The following is a 17,243-nucleotide window of genomic DNA, read 5'->3' as shown; positions in this document are numbered from 1 at the left end:
TGAGGCGACGGATCTCAGCTCGACGGACGCGGGAGATGGCGCGTCGCGCCACCGCCCTGGCCCACCCGAACATCGCCTTCGTGAAATACTGGGGGAACCGGGATGAGCGCCTCCGGCTCCCGGCCAATCCCTCGTTCTCTATGAACCTGGGAGGGTTGCGCACGATCACCACGGTGACATTCCAGGAAGAAGAAGGGCTGGATCTCCTGTTCGTGAACGGCGTGCCGGTGGAGGGGCCGGCTCGGGAACGGGTCTCGGCGTTCCTGGATCACGTGCGAAGGATGGCCGGGTTCCGGGGCCGCGCCGTGGTGGAGTCCATCACGGACATCCCGCCCGGCGTGGGGCTGGCCTCCTCGGCGGCGGCCTTCGCCGCCCTGGCCGCTGCGGCGTCCGCCGCCCTGGATCTGCGGCTCTCCGAGCGAGACCTGTCCACCCTCGCCCGCCTGGGCTCCGGTTCGGCGTGCCGTTCGGTGCCCCCAGGATTCGTGGAGTGGGTGGCCGGCGAGCACCATGAGGATTCCTATGCTTATAGCGTGGCCCCACCGGAGCACTGGGACCTGTGGGACGTGATCGCTGTGGTCAGCGAGCAGCACAAGGCGGTGGGGTCCAGCGAGGGGCACCGCCGGGCGGCCACCAGCCCCCTTCATGGACCGCGGGTGGCGACCGCGCCGGAGCGGGTGGCCCGCTGTCGGGAGGCCGTGCTGCGGCGGGACTTCGAGGCCCTGGCGGAGATCGTGGAGACGGACGCCATCTGGATGCACGCGGTGATGATGACCTCCCGACCGCCCCTGTTCTACTGGGAGCCGGCCACTCTGATCGTGTTGCAGGCAGCCCGTCGCTGGCGGGAGGAGGGGCTGCCGGTGGCCTTCACCCTGGACGCCGGACCGAACGTCCATCTGCTCTGCCCCGCGGAGGCCGTGGAGGAGGTGGCCCGGCGGGCCCAGAGGGTGCCCGGGGTGCTTCGGGTGCTGCGCAGCGGCCCCGGCGGCGGGGCCCGAATCCTGCCGCCCGAGGGAGGCCCATGAAAGGAGGTCCCTATGGATGTTCGCGTGGAGCGGCGTCTGTTCACAGTGGAGGAGTATCACCGGATGGCGGAGGCGGGGATCCTCTCCGAGGATGACCGGGTGGAACTCATCGAGGGGGAGATCGTCGAGATGAGCCCCATCGGAAGCCGGCACGCGGCGGCAGTGAAGCGCCTCCTGAACCTGTTCCTGCCGGCTCAGGTGGCCGGCCGGGCGATCCTGAGCGTCCAGGATCCCATCCGTCTGGGGCGGCGTTCGGAGCCGCAGCCGGATGTGGCGTTGCTGCGGCCGCGGGAGGACTTCTACGCTTCGGAGCATCCGGGGCCGGAGGATGTGCTGCTGATCGTGGAGGTGGCGGAGCATTCGGCCGGGTATGATCGGGGGGTGAAGGTGCCGCTGTATGCGCGGTATGGGGTGGTTGAGGTGTGGGTGGTGGATCTTGGGCGGGGCGTGGTGGAGGTGTATCGGGGGCCGGAGGGAGAGGGATATCGAGAGGTGCGGGTGGTGGGGCGGGGGGAGGTCATCACGCCGCTCCAGCTGCCGGACCTGCACGTCCCCGTGGACCAGATCCTCGGTGAGACCTCCTGAGGGAAAGGGGGAACGATGGGGGTGGAGTTGCTGAAGCGTCTGTTCACGGTGGAGGAGTATCACCGGATGGCGGAGGCGGGGATCCTCTCCGAGGATGACCGGGTGGAACTCATCGAGGGAGAGATCGTCGAGATGAGCCCCATCGGAAGCCGGCACGCTGGGTGCGTCAACCGGATCAGCCACTGGTTCTCCCAACGAGTTGGTGGGCGCGCCATCGTCAGCGTTCAGAACCCCATTCGTTTGGGGCGGCGTTCGGAGCCGCAGCCGGATGTGGCGTTGCTGCGGCCGCGGGAGGATTTCTACGCTTCGGAGCATCCGGGGCCGGAGGATGTGTTGCTGATCGTGGAGGTGGCGGAGCATTCGGCCGGGTATGATCGGGGGGTGAAGGTGCCGCTGTATGCGCGGTATGGGGTGGTTGAGGTGTGGGTGGTGGATCTTGGGCGGGGCGTGGTGGAGGTGTATCGGGGGCCGGAGGGAGAGGGATATCGAGAGGTGCGGGTGGTGGGGCGGGGGGAGGTCATCACGCCGCTCCAGCTGCCGGACCTGCACGTCCCCGTGGATCAGATCCTCGGCGAGACCTGAGGGAAGGTCGTATCCGGCGGGGAACTTCGATTGGGGGGAGCGATGACGGAGCCGGTGATCACGATGCCGTGGGGTGTTTTGGGGTTCTTGCTGGCGCTGGGCCCGCTGATCTTCGTCCACGAGCTGGGGCATCTCCTGACGGCGAAGCTGGCCGGGGTGGCGGTGGAGGAGTTCGGGTTCGGCTTCCCACCCCGGCTGCTGATCCTGGGCCGGTGGCGGGAGACCCTGCTCACCCTCAACGCGATCCCCTTCGGCGGCTTCGTGCGGCTGCGGGGCGAGGAGGATCCGGGGATCCCGGAGGGCTTCGCCGCCCGGCCGTGGCCCTGGCGCCTGCTGATCCTCGCCGCCGGGCCCCTGATGAACATGGCCCTGGCCTGGGGGGTGCTCATCCTGATTTTCCTGCTCGGCGTGCCCTCCTCCCAGGTCCGGGTGGAGGGCGTGGCCACCGGTTCCCCGGCCGCCCAGGCCGGGCTCCAGGCCGGGGATGTCATCCTGGCGCTGGATGGCGTGCCGGTGGAGCGCACCGAGGATGTGCGGCGGCTGGCGCAGGAGCGGAAGGGACGCACGGTGACCTTGCGGATCCAGCGGGCGCAGGGCGTGCAGGAAGTATCCGTATACGTGCGGCCGGATCCGCCGCCGGGCCAGGGCGCGATGGGGGTGATCATCGCCTCGGTCCCGGATTACAGCCGGATGCAGCGGTTCGGGCTCGGGGAGGCGATGGCCCGCGGGACGGTGATGTTCGGGGCGTTGACGGCGCAGCTGTTCAGCCTGCCGGCCCGCATCCTCCTGGGCCTGGTCCCGGCCCAGGTCCTCCAGCCCGCCGGCCCTGTCCGCATCGGGGCAGAGGCGGGGGAGGCGCTGCGGACCAGCGTGGAGGTGGGCTCCGCCTATGTGTTCCTCACCTTCATCGCCCTGATCAGCCTGGCCATCGCTTTCACCAACCTCCTGCCCATCCCGGCCCTGGACGGCGGGCGGATCCTGTTCGTGCTCATCGAGGCCGTTCGAGGGCGGCGTCTGGATCCGCGCCGGGAGCAGGTGGTGCATCTCATCGGCTTCGCCTTCCTGCTGGCGCTGCTGATCTTCCTCTCCATCCGGGAGATCGGAGAGCTTTCGCGGGGGGCCGGCCCGTAAAGGAGGGGCGCCGCGCCGCTGCTCCCTCCTCCCGGAGGGAACTCTCATTCCTCTAAGAGCGGCGGTGAGGCCCGCCGCACGGGCGCGCGTCGATGCTCCGGATGACCCTGCTTCAGGAGGAGCCCGGTGGATCGGCCGGTGGTGGCCACGACGTTCTACGTGCGGTATGCGGAGACCGATCAGATGGGCCTGGTGCATCACAGCGCTTATCTGATCTGGTTCGAGGAGGGAAGAAGCCAGTATATGCGGGCCTGCGGGGCGGACTACGCGGAGATCGAGCGCAGCGGGGCGCTGTTCGCGGTGGCCGAGGCCCACGCCCGTTACGAAGCCCCGGCCCGCTACGGGGATCGGGTCACCGTCCGGACATGGGTGGAGGAGATCCGCAGCCGCTCGATCACCTTCGGCTACGCGGTCTACAACGCCGACACCGGCCAGCGCCTGGCCACCGGCTGGACGAAACATCTGTGCCTGGATCGGTCCGGCCGGGTGATGACGATCCCGGAGATCTGGCGAGCCGTCCTAACGCGCGGTCCGCAAGCAGGCTCCTTCGGGGACCAGAGCGTGCGGGTGGAGCGGACCGGGTGAGCGGGCCATGGCGTGAGGGCGGCGTGGCGCTGAGCTTCCGGACACCATTCCTGCGGGGGATGCGCCATGGAGTATCGCACCGTTCCGCAGCGCATCGTCATGGATTTCACCCGCTTGGGGCGAAACCTCATGACGGGCTGCTTCCTGCTTCATCGACCCATGGCTCGTAGACCGGGCGGTGCCCGTTCCGCCGCCAGAGGGATCTCCACAGGCGTCACTTCCCGGGGAACTCCCGGTAGGGCCGTTGAGGGTGGCCAGCCCGTCCGGGTCGGGTTCCGGTTTCAGGCTGTGCGGCTTGGTTCTCGCCGCTCTCGGACCGCCCGCCGCCCCCTGCCGCCGAGGCAAATGATAACAAAGATGGCAGCTACTGTCAACCTTTTCGTCGACACAGCGGATATCTATATCCAGGTGGCCCTGGCCTGGCTGCTGCGCAACCCGACCGTCACCAGCCCCATCATCGGGGCCAGCACGGTGGAGCAGCTCCAGGAGCTTCTAAGCGCGGTGGGCTGGTCCCTGCCCGAGGAGATCGCCCAGCGCCTGGACATGCTCACCGCATGGGATAGGGATTGAGCCGGCGGGATCGGGAACGGCAGAAGACGGTGATGCGAGTGGTGCTGCTCTCCAAAGCCCTGGTGGTGGGCGCCTACCAGCGCAAGGCGGAAGAGATCGCTCGCCACGAGGGGATTGAGCTCATCGTCCTGGTCCCGCCTGCTTGGCGGGATGAGCGGGGGGTGCTTCCTCTGGAGCGGGCGCACACCCGGGGCTATACGTTGCTGGTGGAGCCCATCGCTTTCAACGGGCATTTCCATCTTCACTTTTACCCGTATCTGGGCCGGCGCCTCCGCGCCCTGCGGCCGGACCTTTTGCACATCGAAGAGGAGCCCTACAACCTGGCCACCTATCACGCGGTCCGTCTGGCGAAGGGTCTGGGGATCCGCGTTGGCGTCTTCTCCTGGCAGAACCTCTTGCGCCGGTATCCGCCACCCTTTCGATGGTGGGAGCGCGCGGTGCTGCGGGCGGCGGACTTCCTGATCGCCGGCAGCGAGACGGCCGCGCGGGTCTGGCGGGCCAAGGGCTACGCCGGCTTGATGGCGGTGATCCCTCAGTTCGGGGTGGATCCCGAGTCCTTCCGGCCGGCTTCCCCGCGCCCCCCGCGGCCGTTCACCATCGGATACGTCGGACGCTGGGTGCCGGAGAAAGGAATCGACCTTCTGTTGCAGGCAGTGGCCGGGCTGGAGGGGGACTGGCGGCTGCGGATCATCGGCAGCGGGCCGGCGGGCCCCTTCCTGCGGCAGCTCGCGGCGCACCTGGGGATCGCGGACCGCGTCGCCTTCGAGCCGCCCTCCCCCTCGACCCGGATGCCGGAGGTCTACGCAGGTCTGGACGTCCTGGTGCTGCCCTCTCGAACCCGGCCGAACTGGACGGAGCAGTTCGGCCGGGTGCTGATCGAGGCGATGGCCTGCGGCGTCCCGGTCATCGGCTCTTCCGCGGGGGAGATCCCATGGGTGATCGGGGACGCCGGCTTGGTGTTCCCGGAGGGCGATCCGGAGGCGTTGCGGGCGGCGCTGCGTCGGGTGATGAGGGATCCCGATTTGCGGGCGGCGCTCCGCGAGCGGGGAAGGACCCGGGTCCTGGAGCGGTTCACCCACGCGGGGATCGCCCGGGCCACCGTCGCCCTCTATCACCGGGTGATGGGAGGGAACGCGGGATCGCTTCCGGAGCCGTCATGCGACGCGTCGCGCTGAACGCGCAGTTGCTGGCCGGCGAGGCCTCCTACCGTAGCGCCGGGATCCATCGTTATCTCTATGAGGTCCTGCGGCGCCTGCCGGAGGCTGCCCCGGAGATCGCCTTCACCGCCTTCATCGGGCCTCGGGCCATCCCCCCGGAGGTCCCCAGGATCCGGTGGGTTCGCACGTCCTGGCCTACCCATCAGCCTTTCGTCCGGATCCTGTGGGAGCAGCTGGTTTTGCCGCTGCGCCTGGCTCGGGGGAGCTGGGAGCTGTTGCACGCGATGGCCTTCGTGGCGCCGCTGGCGGCCCGCCTGCCTGTGGTGGTCACCGTCTACGACCTCAGCTTCCTCCTTTACCCGGAGGCCTTCCGGGCAGCGAACCGGCTGTATCTGCGGATGTTCACCCGATGGACCTGCCGGCGGGCGGCAGGGATCCTGGCGATCTCCCAGGCGGCCCGGGAGGATCTGATCCGCCGCTGGAGCCTTCCGCCGGAGCGGATCGCGGTGGCCTACCCGGGGGTGGATCCCCGGTTCCGGCCCTTGCCGGCGGAGGAGGTGGCCGCCTTCCGGGCGCGCCGGGGCCTGCCGGAGCGGTTCATCCTGTATGTGGGCACCCTGGAGCCGCGCAAGAACCTCGGGGTGCTGCTGGAGGCCGTCGCCCGCCTCTTCCCGCCGGTCCCGCTGATCCTGGTCGGGGGCAAAGGCTGGAAGCCCGCCTTTCTCCCCCGGTTGCGGGAGCTGGAGCGGGAGGGGCGGGCACGGTGGGTGGGGTTCATCCCCGATGAGGAGCTTCCTTTCTGGTATAACGCAGCCACGGTCTTCGCCTATCCCTCCCGCTATGAGGGGTTCGGGATGCCTCCGCTGGAGGCGATGGCCTGCGGGACCCCGGTGATCGCGGCGCGGGCCGCTTCGCTTCCCGAAGTGGTGGGCGAGGCGGGCTTGCTGGTGGACCCGATGGATGAGGAGGCCTGGACCGAGGGGCTTTCTACCCTATTACGGGATGAGGCGCTCCGGGAGGCCCTGCGGGCCCGGGGCCTGGCCCGCGCCGCCCGCTTCACCTGGGAGGCCACCGCCGCCGCCACCGTGCGGCTGTATCGAAGGCTCCTAAACGGGGCGGAGGGCCCCGGCTCCGGCTCGCTGCTCAGGCCGAGGGATAGGGAATAGAGTTATAATCGAAGGGGTTATGAACGGCCGAAGGGCTGGGGCTACATGGGAGGTGATCCATGCCGGTGCAGGTTAGCGTCCGCGCCATCAAGACCCGTTTGCATGAGCTCCTTCATCGCGTTCAGGAGGGAGAAGAAATCATCATCACGCGAGCCGGCAAACCGATCGCACGGCTGGTTCCGATCGAGGAGGAAAAGCCGGGCCGGCGTATGCCAGGCAGCGCAAAGGGAAAGATCTGGATCCGTGAGGACTTCGATGCGCCCCTACCCGAATCAATCATCACGGAGTTCGATCAATGAGGCTGCTGCTTGACACGCATGTCTTTCTCTGGTGGATCACAGATGACCCGCATCTCTCTGATAGGGCCCGCGAACATATAAGTGATCGCAGGAATCGCCTCTATCTCAGCGCGGCAAGTGGTTGGGAGATCGCCATTAAGTCCCAGCTGGGAAGATTGAAATTGCCAGATCAGCCCATGGATTTTGTTCTAGAACAAATGACATTGAATGAAATTGAAGAACTTCCTGTCCGCGTTCATCATGCCCTTTATGTCTTTTTCTCCCAGCATATCACCGAGATCCCTTCGATCGTTTATTGATTGCGCAAGCCAAATTGGAGCATCTCGTCATTCTTACTGCTGATCTCAATATTACTCGATACGATGTGAGAACTCTCTGGTAGGTTAGAAGATAGTGCGCCTTACAATATACAGGGAATTCGGACGTCGGGCGATCACGGATTCGGAGCGCGATGGGAGATCGAAAGGTTCCGCGGGGATGGAAGTGGCTTCGGATCGGCCTGGATCTGATGGTGATCCAGGCTGCCTTCGTCCTGGCGTATTTCATGCGTTACCGGTGGGAGTGGTTCCGGGAGATCACCTTCGACGCGCCGTTCTCCGCCTATATCCCCTTCCAGATCGCCTGGACGGTCCTGCTGCTGGTGACCTTCCGCCTGGACCGGGTGTATCCGCCTCAGATGGGGGCGCCCTGGCTGGAGGAGATGTATCGCGTCCTCAACGCAGTGGCCAAGAGCACCCTGGTGCTCATGGCCGTGGTCTTTTTCTCTCAGTCTCTCTTCTACTCCCGGTTGATGTTTCTGGAGGCCGCCCTCCTGGTGGTGTGGATGCTGGGAGCCCTACGGCTCCTGGAGAGCCGGGTCGAGCGGATGCTGCGCCGGCGGGGCCTCGGGGTGGTGCGCGCCCTGATCGTCGGGGCTGGGGATCTGGGGAGAGCGGTGATGCGGGCCGCCCTGGCCCGCCCGGAGTTGGGCTACCGGATCATCGGGTTTGTGGACGATGACCCGGAGAAGGCCCGCACGGACATCGGCCCCTTCCGTGCCCGGGGCACCCTGGAGGACCTGCCGCGGGTCCTGCGGGAGGAGGCGGTCGATGAGGTGATCATCACCCTCCCCCTGGCCTTCTACGATCGGATCCAGGAGGTGGTGCAACACTGCGAAGCCCATCGCGTCCCTGTACGCATCGTCCCCGATCCCTTCCAGCTCACCCTGAGCCGCCTGGACGTGCGGGACCTGGATGGGATCCCCCTGATCGGGATCCGGGAGGCGCGTTTTTCGCCCTGGCAGTTCCGCATCAAGCGGGCGATGGATCTGATCCTGGCCACGGTCCTGCTGATCCTCGCGGCTCCCCTGATGGCCCTGATCGCCCTGGCCATCCGGCTGGATTCGCCCGGGCCGGTGATCTTCCGGCAGGTGCGGGTGGGGAAGGACGGCCGTCTGTTCACGATGTATAAGTTCCGCACCATGCGGGTGGGGGCGGAGCAGGAGCAGGAGCGCCTGCGGGCGTTGAACGAGGCCAGCGGCCCCCTCTTCAAGATCCGCAACGATCCGCGGGTGACGCGGGTGGGGCGGATCCTGCGCCGGCTGAGCCTGGACGAGCTGCCCCAGCTGGTCAATGTGCTCAAGGGGGAGATGAGCCTGGTGGGACCGCGCCCGCCGGTCCCTTCGGAGGTAGAGGCTTACAAGCCCTGGCAGCGCCAGCGCCTGTCCGCCATCCCGGGGATGACAGGGCTGTGGCAGATCTCCGGCCGCAGCGACCTCACCTTCGACGAGATGTGCCTCCTGGACATCTACTACATCGAGAACTGGTCCCCGCTGCTGGACCTGGAGATCATTCTGCGCACCATCCCCCGGGTGATCATGGGGGAGGGGGCGTATTAACGATCCCGGGAAGCGTTTTCATGTTTCATGATTCCGCCATAAACCCAATTACTCCAGGTTCTCCATGAATTCCTCCGGCGTTACCCTGGCCTGTCAAAGGATGCCTCGAAGGGTTCCAATCGCGAGCTCTCGATGCAACGGAACTACACAACCGATATCTCCCTCCGGTGTGTTCTTTTTAAGGATCACATGGGAGCCTTTCTGTCTTACTTTCACAAATCCTAATCTTTCTAAAGCACGAATGGCCTCTTCTCCAGACACACGTCGTAATTTAGACATTGATAGCGACCTCAAATGTAGTCAGAAGAGGATGAGGAACATCGGGGATGGGAAACTCTTCGAGATAAAGCTCTGTTGCTTCTTTCAGATTTTCAAGGGCTTCCTCGATGGTGTAACCTTGACTGACCGTTCCCACTTCTGGACATTCTGCAACATAGATATCCTCTCCTTTGCGAATAATAGCGGTAAGAACGCGGACTTGCATGGCTGCCTCCCTGCCTCATCTGGGAGTTTCAAAAGCCCTCCAGCCGGCTGAGATCGGCGATCCCGTCGGCCAGGTCGGCGATGGCCTGGAGCAGGGCTAGGCGGTTGCGGCGGAGGGCCTCCGCTTCGTGCATCACCAGGACCTCTTCGAAGAACCGATCGATGGGGGAGGCCAGACGCTCCAGGGCGGCGACCAGGGATTCCACGGGGCTCTCCGGGCCCACCTGCTCCCGGGCGGCGCGCACGGCCTCCCACAGCGCCTGTTCGACATCGCTCTCAAAGCGAGCGGGATCCACCCCCGGGGCCGGCTCGCTCCCTTCGGACCGGGCTTTGCGCAGAATGCGCACGCACCGGCTGTAAGCGGCCAGCAGGCGTGACCAGTCGGGCCGCTCCACTGTCCGCTGGAGTGAGGCAACGCTCTCCGCTGCCCACGCCGGATCGTCGCCCCGGACCGCGAGGATCGCCTCGATGACATCGTAGCGATAGCCGGCCTCCTGGAGGGCGGCCCGCTGCCGGCCGATGAGGAAGGCTCGCACCTCCTCCAGGATCTCGGGAGTCACCGGCACCGGCTGGACGGTTGCCGCGGCGGCCAGACCCTGGGAGAGGGAGAACCGCAGGCCGTGGGCGGTGAGGATCTGGATCAGGCCGGCGGCCGCCCGGCGCAGGCCGTAGGGATCCGCGGAGCCGGAGGGCGCCAGCCCCACCGCGAACAACCCCACCAGGGAGTCCAGCCGGTCGGCGAGGCCCAGGGCGATCCCCGGCCGGGTCTGGGGAAGAGCGTCGCCGGCGAAGCGGGGGAGGTAGTGCTCGAAGATGGCGGTCGCCACTCCCTCCGGCTCGCCGCACCGGCGGGCGTATTCCCGCCCCATCACCCCCTGCAGCTCGGTGAACTCGATAACCATTTGGGTGGCTAGGTCCGCCTTGCACAGATGCGCCGCCCGGGCGAGGAGCCCCATCTCCTCGGCGTCCAGCCCGAGCATCTTGCCGATGCGGGGAGCCAGGGCTTCCAGGCGGCGGGTCTTATCCAGCATCGAACCCAGCCGCTCCTCGAAGGTCAGGGTGGCCAGGCGGGGGAGGAAGGCCTCCAGAGGCTGGCGGGTGTCGTGGTCGAAGAAATAGGCCGCGTCGGCGAAGCGGGCCCGCAACACCGCCTCGTTCCCCTGGCGCACCTGCTCCAGCCCGCGCCGTCCGCCGTTGCGCACCGCCAGGAAGTAGGGGAGGAGCTGCCCATCGGGCCCGAGCACCGGGAAGTAACGCTGGTGCTTGCGCATCACCGTGATCAGGACCTCGGCGGGCAGGCGGAGGGCTTCAGGGTCGAACTGGCCCCGCAACACCGTGGGCGTCTCCACCAGGTTGGCCACCTCGGCCAGAAGCTCCGGGTCCTCCGGGACCGTCCCGCCCACCTCCGCGGCCAGCCGTTCCAGCTCCTTGCGGATCCGCGCCTGCCGCTCCGCCACCGGGAGCACGATACGGGCTCGACGCATGGTGGGGAAGTAGTCGGCGGCCTGGGCCAGGCGGAGGACCGGCGAGCCCCGAGGACGGGGCCCGCGGGTCTCGCGGCCGCTGCGGACGCCGGCGAACTCGAAGGGGATCACCTCGCGCCCGTAGAGGGCCACCAGCCAGCGGATGGGCCGGGAGAAGGCCACCCCGCTGCGGTTCCAGCGCATGCTCATCTCGAACTTCAGGCTGGCGATGAGCCGGGGGAGCAGCTCCGTCAGGACAGCGGGGGTCGGCTGCCCCTCGGCCCGCCGGATCACACCCACGTAGCGGCCCTCCGGGAGCTCCCGCACGGTCAGGGCCTCCACCGGGATGCCCTGGGCCCGGGCGAAGCCGAGGGCGGCGGGGGTGGGATGGCCCTCGGCGTCGAAGGCCACGTGGGCCGGCGGGCCCTTCACCCAGGTCTCGATCGCGCGGGTGCGGGGTTGCAGGCGGCGGACGTAGAGGACCAGCCGGCGCGGCGTTCCATGGACCTCCATCGACGCATACTCCAGCCGGGCCTCCGCGAACATGGCGGGGGCGTTCTCGGCCAGCTGGGCCAGGGCCGCCTCCAGATCCCGCGCGGGCAGCTCCTCTGTGCCGATCTCCAGCAGGAGATCCTCCGCCTCCTCGACCGTGGGGAGAGGCGGCATGGGCTCGGGAGGTGGCGGGGCGGGCGCCTTCCGGAGGAAGGGATAGCCCAGGCGCTCTCGCTGTTGCAGGTAGAGGGTGGCCACTTGGCGGGCCAGCTCCCGCATGCGGGCGAAGTAGCGGGCGCGCTCGGTGACCCCGATGGCCCCCCGGGCGTCCAGCAGGTTGAAGGTGTGGGAGCAACGCAGCACGTAGTCATGGGCCGGGATCACCAGGCCGCGGGCGATGCAGGCGCGGGCCTCCGCCTCGTAGTGCTGAAACAGCTCCCGAAGCCGCTCAATATCCGCCAGCTCGAAGTTGTAGACGCAGTGTTCGACCTCCGACGTCTTGAGGATCTCCCCGTAGGTGTGGGTGCCGTCCCAGTCCAGATCCCAGACCGAGGGAACCCCCTGGAGGTAGAGGGCGATGCGCTCCAGCCCATAGGTGATCTCCACCGCCACCGGGTCCAGGGGGAGGCCGCCGGCCTGCTGGAAGTAAGTGAACTGGGTGATCTCCATCCCGTCCAGCCAGACCTCCCAGCCCAGCCCCCAGGCGCCCAGGGCGGGGGACTCCCAGTTGTCCTCCACGAACCGGACATCGTGGCGGCGGAAGTCGATGCCCAGGGCCCGCAAGCTCTCCAGATAGAGCTCCTGAGGGTTGCCGGGGTCCGGCTTGAGGATCACCTGGAACTGGTGATGGAGCTGCATCCGGTTGGGGTTCTCGGCGTAGCGGCCGTCGGCGGGCCGATAGGAGGGCTCCACGTAGGCCACCCGCCAGGGCTCAGGGCCCAGCACCCGCAACACAGTGGCCGGGTTCATCGTCCCGGCCCCCACCTTCTCGCTGTAGGGCTGCCAGATCAGGCAGCCCTGCTCCGCCCAGAACTCCTGCAGTCGGAGGATGATCTCCTGGAACGAGAGCGGACGTCGAGGCGCCATCCTGCCTCCTCTCCTGGGAATAAAAGGCGATGGGCGCGCGGGGGCGCCCACCGCCTCATTATCGCATAGCGCCGGCGGCGAGGGGAGGGGGCTACGCCGTCCCGAACTCCCGCCGCAGCTGCTCCGCGGCCTGGCGGATGGACCGGAGCTTGCGGAAGGCCACCTCCGGGGTGGCCACCGGGCGCTCGGCGAAGGTCCCGAAGCCGCAGTCCGGGTTCAGGAAGATCTGCGAGGGTTCGAAGTAGTTCAGGGCCTCCTTCACCCGGGCGACGATGAACTCAGGGGGCTCGATCTCGGCGGTGCGCGGGTTGACCACCCCCAGGCCCAGCTCCCGCTTCTGCCGGCACTCCCGGAAGACCTCCAGGTCGCCGGCCCGCGGGGTGGCGAACTCCAGCACCCACTGCTGCACCCGCATGGCCTCCAGGGTGCCCAGCAGCGGCCGGTAATCCCCGGTGAGCAGCGCCTCCTCCCGCGTGGTCCAGTTCCCCCGGCAGATGTGGACGCCGATGCGCACCCCTTCCACGCCCAGCACCACCCGGTTGATCAGCTGGGCGGCCCATGCCAGCTCCAGCTGGGGGTCCTCCCCCGCGGCCGAGAGGGAAGCGCACATGAAAGTGCGGCTGTGGACCGGCGGCTGGAACACCACCTCGGTCAACACCGGCTCGTCCAGCTGGATGAAAGCCGCTCCCGCGTCCCGCAAGCGCAGGATCTCCTCCCGCAGGATGGCCACCACGTCCTGGGCCAGATCCTCCCGGGTGGGGTAGACGCGGTCGGAGAGGCCCTGCACCCACATGGTGCGGGTGAGCAGGTAGGGGCCCGGGAGGGGGATCTTGATCGGCCGGTCGGTGTGCCGACGCAGGAACTCCAGCTCGTCCAGAGCCAGGGGCATCTTCAGGCGGATCTTGTCCACCGCCACCGGGGTCTTGATCGCGTAGGCCGGGACGTCCAGCTGGCGGAGGATCTGCTCGAAGTAGGATTTGTCCTCCGCGTAGTCATACATCTCGGCCACGCTCATCATGCGGACCCCTTCCAGCTTCTCGACGACGAAGGAGTAGAAGTTGTCACGGCGCTGTTCGCCATCGCTAACGATCTCCACGCCCGCCTCCTCCTGGGCCCGCAGGGCCTCCAGGACGGCGCGGTCGGCGATCTCCTGAAATTCCGAATACGAGAGCTGGCCGGCGTGGCGCTTGCGCAAGGCCTCCAGCAGCCATGGCGGCCGCGGCCAGCTGCCCACCACCGTCACCGGAAAGAGCGGCAATCCGTTGCGCGCCATCGTTCCCTCCTGAAATAGATCGAGGTGCGGAAACCCCGGCTGTCTCCCTCAGCAGGGCATCCCGCCGCGGGACCCTGAAGCGCTTTCCTCCGTTTCGGGGGAATACCGGAACCACCAGCCCGAGACGGTGGCGATCTCCGTGCGCAGGGCCACCGGGCGGGTGAAGGTGTTGCCGACGGGGGAGGTGGCCACCGTTTCCTCCCACAGGGCCTGTAGCGTCTCCTCATCGGCGTCCGCGTCCACGTAAGCCTTGGCGATGACCTCTCCGTAGCCGGGGTGGCCCTCCCCTTCGAAGCCCAGGAAGCGGAGCAGGTTCTCGATGCGTCCCTCCAGGGCCACCTCCAGGTTCCGGACGGCGATGCCGCGGCGGGTGGCGTGGAAGACGAAGCCCAGGCCCAGGCAGGCCCCCAGCGCTCCCAGAGCATACTCCAGGGCGCTCAGGCCCGCCTCTCGCCCCGAGCGATCCACCGACTCATCCACCGTGAAGGATTGGTTGCGGATGTAGACCCGGCCCCGCAGGCCCTCCTCCCACCGGAAGCGGGCCCAGCGCCGGGGCTGGACCGCCTCCGGGCGAGCCCGGACTTCTTCCAGCATCTGTTGCAGAGCCTCCAGATCGACGCCGTTTAGCGAAGCGCTCATCCCGGGTGCCTCCTCTTGAATCGGATCGTCCGCCTCAAGCGGCCGTCGCCCGACGGAGCTCGGGCCGCAGGGTCACCGGGCGGGCCAGCGTGTTGCCCACCGGCGAGGTGACCACCGTCTCCTCCCAGATCGCCCGGAGGGTCTCTTCGTCGGCGTCGGCGTCCACATAGGCTTTGACGATGATCTCGCGGTAGCCCGGGTGCCCTTCCTGGCTCAGCCCCAGGAAGGTGAGGATGTTATCGATCTCCCCCTCCAGGGCGATCTCCAGGTTGCGGAGAGGGATCCCACGTTTGGTGGCGTTGAGGACGAAGCCGACGGTGAGGCAAGCCCCAAGGGCCCCCAGCACATATTCCACCGCGTTGGGGGCCTCGTCCTGGCCCACCAAATCGGCGGGTTCGTCCACCACAAAGGAGTGGTTCCGGATGTAGGCCCGTCCCTTGAACCCTCCCAACCAGCGCACCCGCGCCGTCCAGCGGTTCAGGGAGCGGGCGGCCTCCGGATCCGCCTGCACCTGCGCGCTCAGCTGCTGCAGCTGCTCCACATCCAGGCCGTTCAGCACCAGTCCCATGGGAAACCTCCTCAAAAGGGTGTGAATGGGCGTTCCCGGAGAACGGATCCAATGCGTGGATGGGGAGAAGCGGGAGCAGGAAGGGGAAAAGCCGGCCGGTCCGGGGATCTGCGGGATCAACCCCCTCCTGACCCCCGCGGCGGACACCTGCAGTTCGAAGGGAGAACCCGAAGCGGATCGATCCCCGACATGCCCGGTCCCTCCGAGATCGGCGCGCTCCGGCCGGCGATGTGTTTTCATGATACACGCAGGAGCCCTCTATCTGTCAACTCGGGCCCAGCCGGCATCGCTTCTCCCCATCCGCCGATCGACCGGCTTAAGCCTTGCATTCGGGGCTGCACGATCCCGCGTGGGCCTGTATCTCCATCTGCGAGCGCCGCCCCACGGACAGGAAGGCCCATGGGTTTCCTCATCCCGGATCTCTATCCGCTATAATCCACTTAGGCGAATGGGAACCGCGGAAGGAGCCCGGTCTTCTTGAACCGGAGGTGGGGATGGGGATCCGGCTGGATCTGCTGCATCGGGTGACGGATGAGGAGCTGTGGGAGCTTTCGGAGCGCAACCCGGGCTATCAATTCGAGCGCACCGCGGACGGGAGGCTGATCGTGACCCCCACCGGCGGCGAGAGCGGACGACGCAGCGGGGAGGTGTTCTACCAGCTGGAGCACTGGAACCGTCGGACCCGCTTGGGGGTGGCTTTTGATTCCTCCACGGGCTTTCGGCTTCCGGATGGGTCCTTGCTTTCTCCGGACGCCTCGTGGGTGCGGCGGGAGCGGTGGGAGGCCCTCAGTCGGGAGGAGCGGGAGGGGTTTGTCCCCCTTTGTCCCGATGCTGTGTTTGAGGTGCGGTCGGCTTCCCAGAGCCTGGGGGAGTTGCGGGAGAAGATGGAGGCTTATCGGGCCAACGGTGCCCGCCTCGGCGTGCTGATCGATCCCTACCGGCGCGCGGTGGAGATCTACCGCCCCGGCGCCCCGGTGGAGCGATACGAAGGGGTTGAGCGGGTGTCCCTGGATCCCGAGCTCCCCGGCTTCACCCTGGAGCTGGAGCCGATCTTCGAGTGAGGAGGTGGGGATGGGGATCCGGCTGGATCTACTGCATCGGGTGACGGATGAGGAGCTGCGCGAGCTTTCCGAACGCAACCCCGGCTATCAGTTCGAACGCACCGCCGACGGGAGGCTCCTCGTGACCCCCACCGGATTGGCAAGCGGACGACGCAGCGGGGAGGTGTTCTACCAGCTGGAGCACTGGAACCGTCGGACCCGTTTGGGGGTGGCTTTTGATTCCTCCACGGGCTTCCGGCTTCCGGATGGGTCCTTGCTTTCTCCGGATGCCTCGTGGGTGCGACGGGAGCGGTGGGAAGCCCTCAGTCCCCAGCAGCGAGAAGGATTCGGCCCCTTCTGCCCCGACGCCGTCTTCGAAGTCCGCTCCGCCTCCCAAAGCCTGGAAGAACTCCGAGAAAAAATGAAAACCTACCTGGCCAACGGCGCCCGCCTGGGCGTGCTGATCGACCCCTACCGGCAAGCCGTGGAAATCTACCGCCCCGGCGCCCCGGTGGAGCGATACGAAGGGGTTGAGCGGGTGTCCCTGGATCCCGAGCTCCCCGGCTTCATCCTGGAGCTGGAGCCGATCTTCGAGTGAGGAGGAGGTGAGGATGGGGATCCGGCTGGATCTGCTGCATCGGGTGACGGATGAGGAGCTGTGGGAGCTTTCGGAGCGCAACCCGGGCTATCAATTCGAGCGCACCGCGGACGGGAGGCTGATCGTGACCCCCACCGGCGGCGAGAGCGGACGACGCAGCCTGCAGATAGCCTATCAACTGGAACGCTGGAACCGTCGGACCCGTTTGGGGGTGGCTTTTGATTCCTCCACGGGCTTCCGGCTTCCGGACGGGTCCTTGCTTTCTCCGGACGCCTCGTGGGTGCGGCGGGAGCGGTGGGAGGCCCTCAGTCGGGAGGAGCGGGAGGGGTTTGTCCCCCTTTGTCCCGATGCCGTGTTCGAGGTGCGGTCGGCTTCCCAGAGCCTGGGGGAGTTGCGGGAGAAGATGGAGGCTTATCGGGCCAACGGCGCCCGCCTGGGTGTGCTGATCGATCCCTACCGGCGCGCGGTGGAGATCTACCGTCCCGGCGCCCCGGTGGAGCGATACGAAGGGGTTGAGCGGGTGTCCCTGGATCCCGAGCTCCCCGGCTTCACCCTGGAGCTGGAGCCGATCTTCGAGTGAGCCGGGCTTCTTCGTTTGGGTCCGAAGGCGAAGCAGGGCTCCGGT

At 67.4% G+C, this 17,243-nt stretch carries 20 protein-coding genes; 14 read left to right on the top strand and 6 right to left on the bottom strand.

What is annotated here, in order from left to right; genetic code table 11:
- Positions 1-35: 35 nt before the first annotated feature.
- The 11 genes from mvaD (at position 36) to KNN16_RS10635 (ending at position 8,976) form a co-directional block, all read left to right on the top strand.
- Positions 36-1,025 (top strand): diphosphomevalonate decarboxylase, encoded by a 990-nt coding sequence (gene mvaD, locus KNN16_RS10685; RefSeq protein ID WP_303896844.1) that lies wholly within the window; start codon positions 36-38, stop codon positions 1,023-1,025.
- 12 nt (positions 1,026-1,037) lie between these two features.
- A complete protein-coding gene (locus tag KNN16_RS10680) occupies positions 1,038-1,610 on the top strand; it encodes a Uma2 family endonuclease (RefSeq protein WP_303896842.1) in 573 nt (190 codons plus the stop codon).
- 15 nt (positions 1,611-1,625) lie between these two features.
- The gene (locus KNN16_RS10675) at positions 1,626-2,192 is read left to right on the top strand and encodes a Uma2 family endonuclease (RefSeq protein WP_303896841.1); all 567 of its coding nucleotides are present in this window, start codon (positions 1,626-1,628) and stop codon (positions 2,190-2,192) included.
- A gap of 42 nt (positions 2,193-2,234) precedes the next feature.
- The gene (locus KNN16_RS10670; RefSeq protein WP_303896839.1) at positions 2,235-3,323 is read left to right on the top strand and encodes an RIP metalloprotease; all 1,089 of its coding nucleotides are present in this window, start codon (positions 2,235-2,237) and stop codon (positions 3,321-3,323) included.
- A gap of 126 nt (positions 3,324-3,449) precedes the next feature.
- Positions 3,450-3,908 (top strand): thioesterase family protein, encoded by a 459-nt coding sequence (locus tag KNN16_RS10665; RefSeq protein ID WP_088572403.1) that lies wholly within the window; start codon positions 3,450-3,452, stop codon positions 3,906-3,908.
- A 357-nt stretch (positions 3,909-4,265) separates the two neighbouring features.
- Entirely contained in the window at positions 4,266-4,478 is a 213-nt protein-coding gene (locus KNN16_RS10660) for an aldo/keto reductase (RefSeq protein ID WP_303896837.1), read from the top strand.
- Between the two features lie 32 nt (positions 4,479-4,510).
- Complete coding sequence (locus KNN16_RS10655) at positions 4,511-5,653, top strand: glycosyltransferase family 4 protein (protein WP_303896835.1); 1,143 nt, start codon at positions 4,511-4,513, stop codon at positions 5,651-5,653.
- A complete protein-coding gene (locus KNN16_RS10650; RefSeq protein ID WP_303896833.1) occupies positions 5,635-6,801 on the top strand; it encodes a glycosyltransferase family 1 protein in 1,167 nt (388 codons plus the stop codon). The genes KNN16_RS10655 and KNN16_RS10650 overlap by 19 nt, the downstream gene beginning before the upstream one ends.
- A gap of 59 nt (positions 6,802-6,860) precedes the next feature.
- Entirely contained in the window at positions 6,861-7,100 is a 240-nt protein-coding gene (locus KNN16_RS10645) for a type II toxin-antitoxin system Phd/YefM family antitoxin (RefSeq protein ID WP_303896831.1), read from the top strand.
- On the top strand, positions 7,097-7,399 hold the full coding sequence (locus tag KNN16_RS10640; RefSeq protein ID WP_303896829.1) for a type II toxin-antitoxin system VapC family toxin: 303 nt from the start codon (positions 7,097-7,099) through the stop codon (positions 7,397-7,399). The genes KNN16_RS10645 and KNN16_RS10640 overlap by 4 nt, the downstream gene beginning before the upstream one ends.
- A 152-nt stretch (positions 7,400-7,551) precedes the next feature.
- A complete protein-coding gene (locus tag KNN16_RS10635; RefSeq protein ID WP_303896827.1) occupies positions 7,552-8,976 on the top strand; it encodes an undecaprenyl-phosphate glucose phosphotransferase in 1,425 nt (474 codons plus the stop codon).
- Positions 8,977-9,069: 93 nt separating this feature from the next.
- Here KNN16_RS10635 and KNN16_RS15195 read toward each other — a convergent pair whose 3' ends face one another.
- The 6 genes from KNN16_RS15195 to KNN16_RS10605 form a co-directional block, all read right to left on the bottom strand.
- Positions 9,070-9,255: a type II toxin-antitoxin system HicA family toxin gene (locus KNN16_RS15195; RefSeq protein WP_369685858.1), complete on the bottom strand. Its 186-nt coding sequence runs from the start codon at positions 9,253-9,255 to the stop codon at positions 9,070-9,072.
- Positions 9,248-9,460: a type II toxin-antitoxin system HicB family antitoxin gene (locus KNN16_RS10630; protein ID WP_303896825.1), complete on the bottom strand. Its 213-nt coding sequence runs from the start codon at positions 9,458-9,460 to the stop codon at positions 9,248-9,250. The genes KNN16_RS15195 and KNN16_RS10630 overlap by 8 nt, the downstream gene beginning before the upstream one ends.
- A 28-nt stretch (positions 9,461-9,488) precedes the next feature.
- Positions 9,489-12,500 carry a glycine--tRNA ligase subunit beta gene (gene glyS / locus KNN16_RS10625; protein ID WP_322794759.1) on the bottom strand — a complete coding sequence of 1,004 codons (3,012 nt, stop codon included), beginning with the start codon at positions 12,498-12,500 and terminating at the stop codon, positions 9,489-9,491.
- A 91-nt stretch (positions 12,501-12,591) separates the two neighbouring features.
- The gene (locus KNN16_RS10615; RefSeq protein ID WP_299285051.1) at positions 12,592-13,773 is read right to left on the bottom strand and encodes a cobalamin-independent methionine synthase II family protein; all 1,182 of its coding nucleotides are present in this window, start codon (positions 13,771-13,773) and stop codon (positions 12,592-12,594) included.
- A 48-nt stretch (positions 13,774-13,821) separates the two neighbouring features.
- Positions 13,822-14,412, bottom strand: coding sequence for an OsmC family protein (locus tag KNN16_RS10610; protein ID WP_299285054.1), 591 nt, complete (start codon positions 14,410-14,412; stop codon positions 13,822-13,824).
- Between the two features lie 34 nt (positions 14,413-14,446).
- Positions 14,447-14,980 (bottom strand): OsmC family protein, encoded by a 534-nt coding sequence (locus KNN16_RS10605; RefSeq protein ID WP_299285057.1) that lies wholly within the window; start codon positions 14,978-14,980, stop codon positions 14,447-14,449.
- Positions 14,981-15,474: 494 nt separating this feature from the next.
- Here KNN16_RS10605 and KNN16_RS10600 point away from each other — a divergent pair, with 494 nt between their 5' ends.
- The 3 genes from KNN16_RS10600 to KNN16_RS10590 are packed head-to-tail and all read left to right on the top strand — an operon-like array spanning position 15,475 to position 17,198.
- Entirely contained in the window at positions 15,475-16,041 is a 567-nt protein-coding gene (locus KNN16_RS10600) for a Uma2 family endonuclease (protein WP_303896822.1), read from the top strand.
- A 10-nt stretch (positions 16,042-16,051) separates the two neighbouring features.
- Positions 16,052-16,618, top strand: a complete 567-nt coding sequence (locus tag KNN16_RS10595) for a Uma2 family endonuclease (RefSeq protein ID WP_303896820.1) — start codon at positions 16,052-16,054, stop codon at positions 16,616-16,618.
- 13 nt (positions 16,619-16,631) lie between these two features.
- Positions 16,632-17,198 (top strand): Uma2 family endonuclease, encoded by a 567-nt coding sequence (locus KNN16_RS10590; RefSeq protein WP_303896819.1) that lies wholly within the window; start codon positions 16,632-16,634, stop codon positions 17,196-17,198.
- Positions 17,199-17,243: the final 45 nt, after the last annotated feature.

Origin of the sequence: Thermoflexus hugenholtzii, from assembly GCF_018771565.1 — a bacterium.
GTDB lineage: Bacteria > Chloroflexota > Anaerolineae > Thermoflexales > Thermoflexaceae > Thermoflexus > Thermoflexus hugenholtzii_A.
The sequence above is the reverse complement of the archived record's forward strand: the minus strand, read 5'-3'. Positions and strand labels throughout refer to the sequence as shown.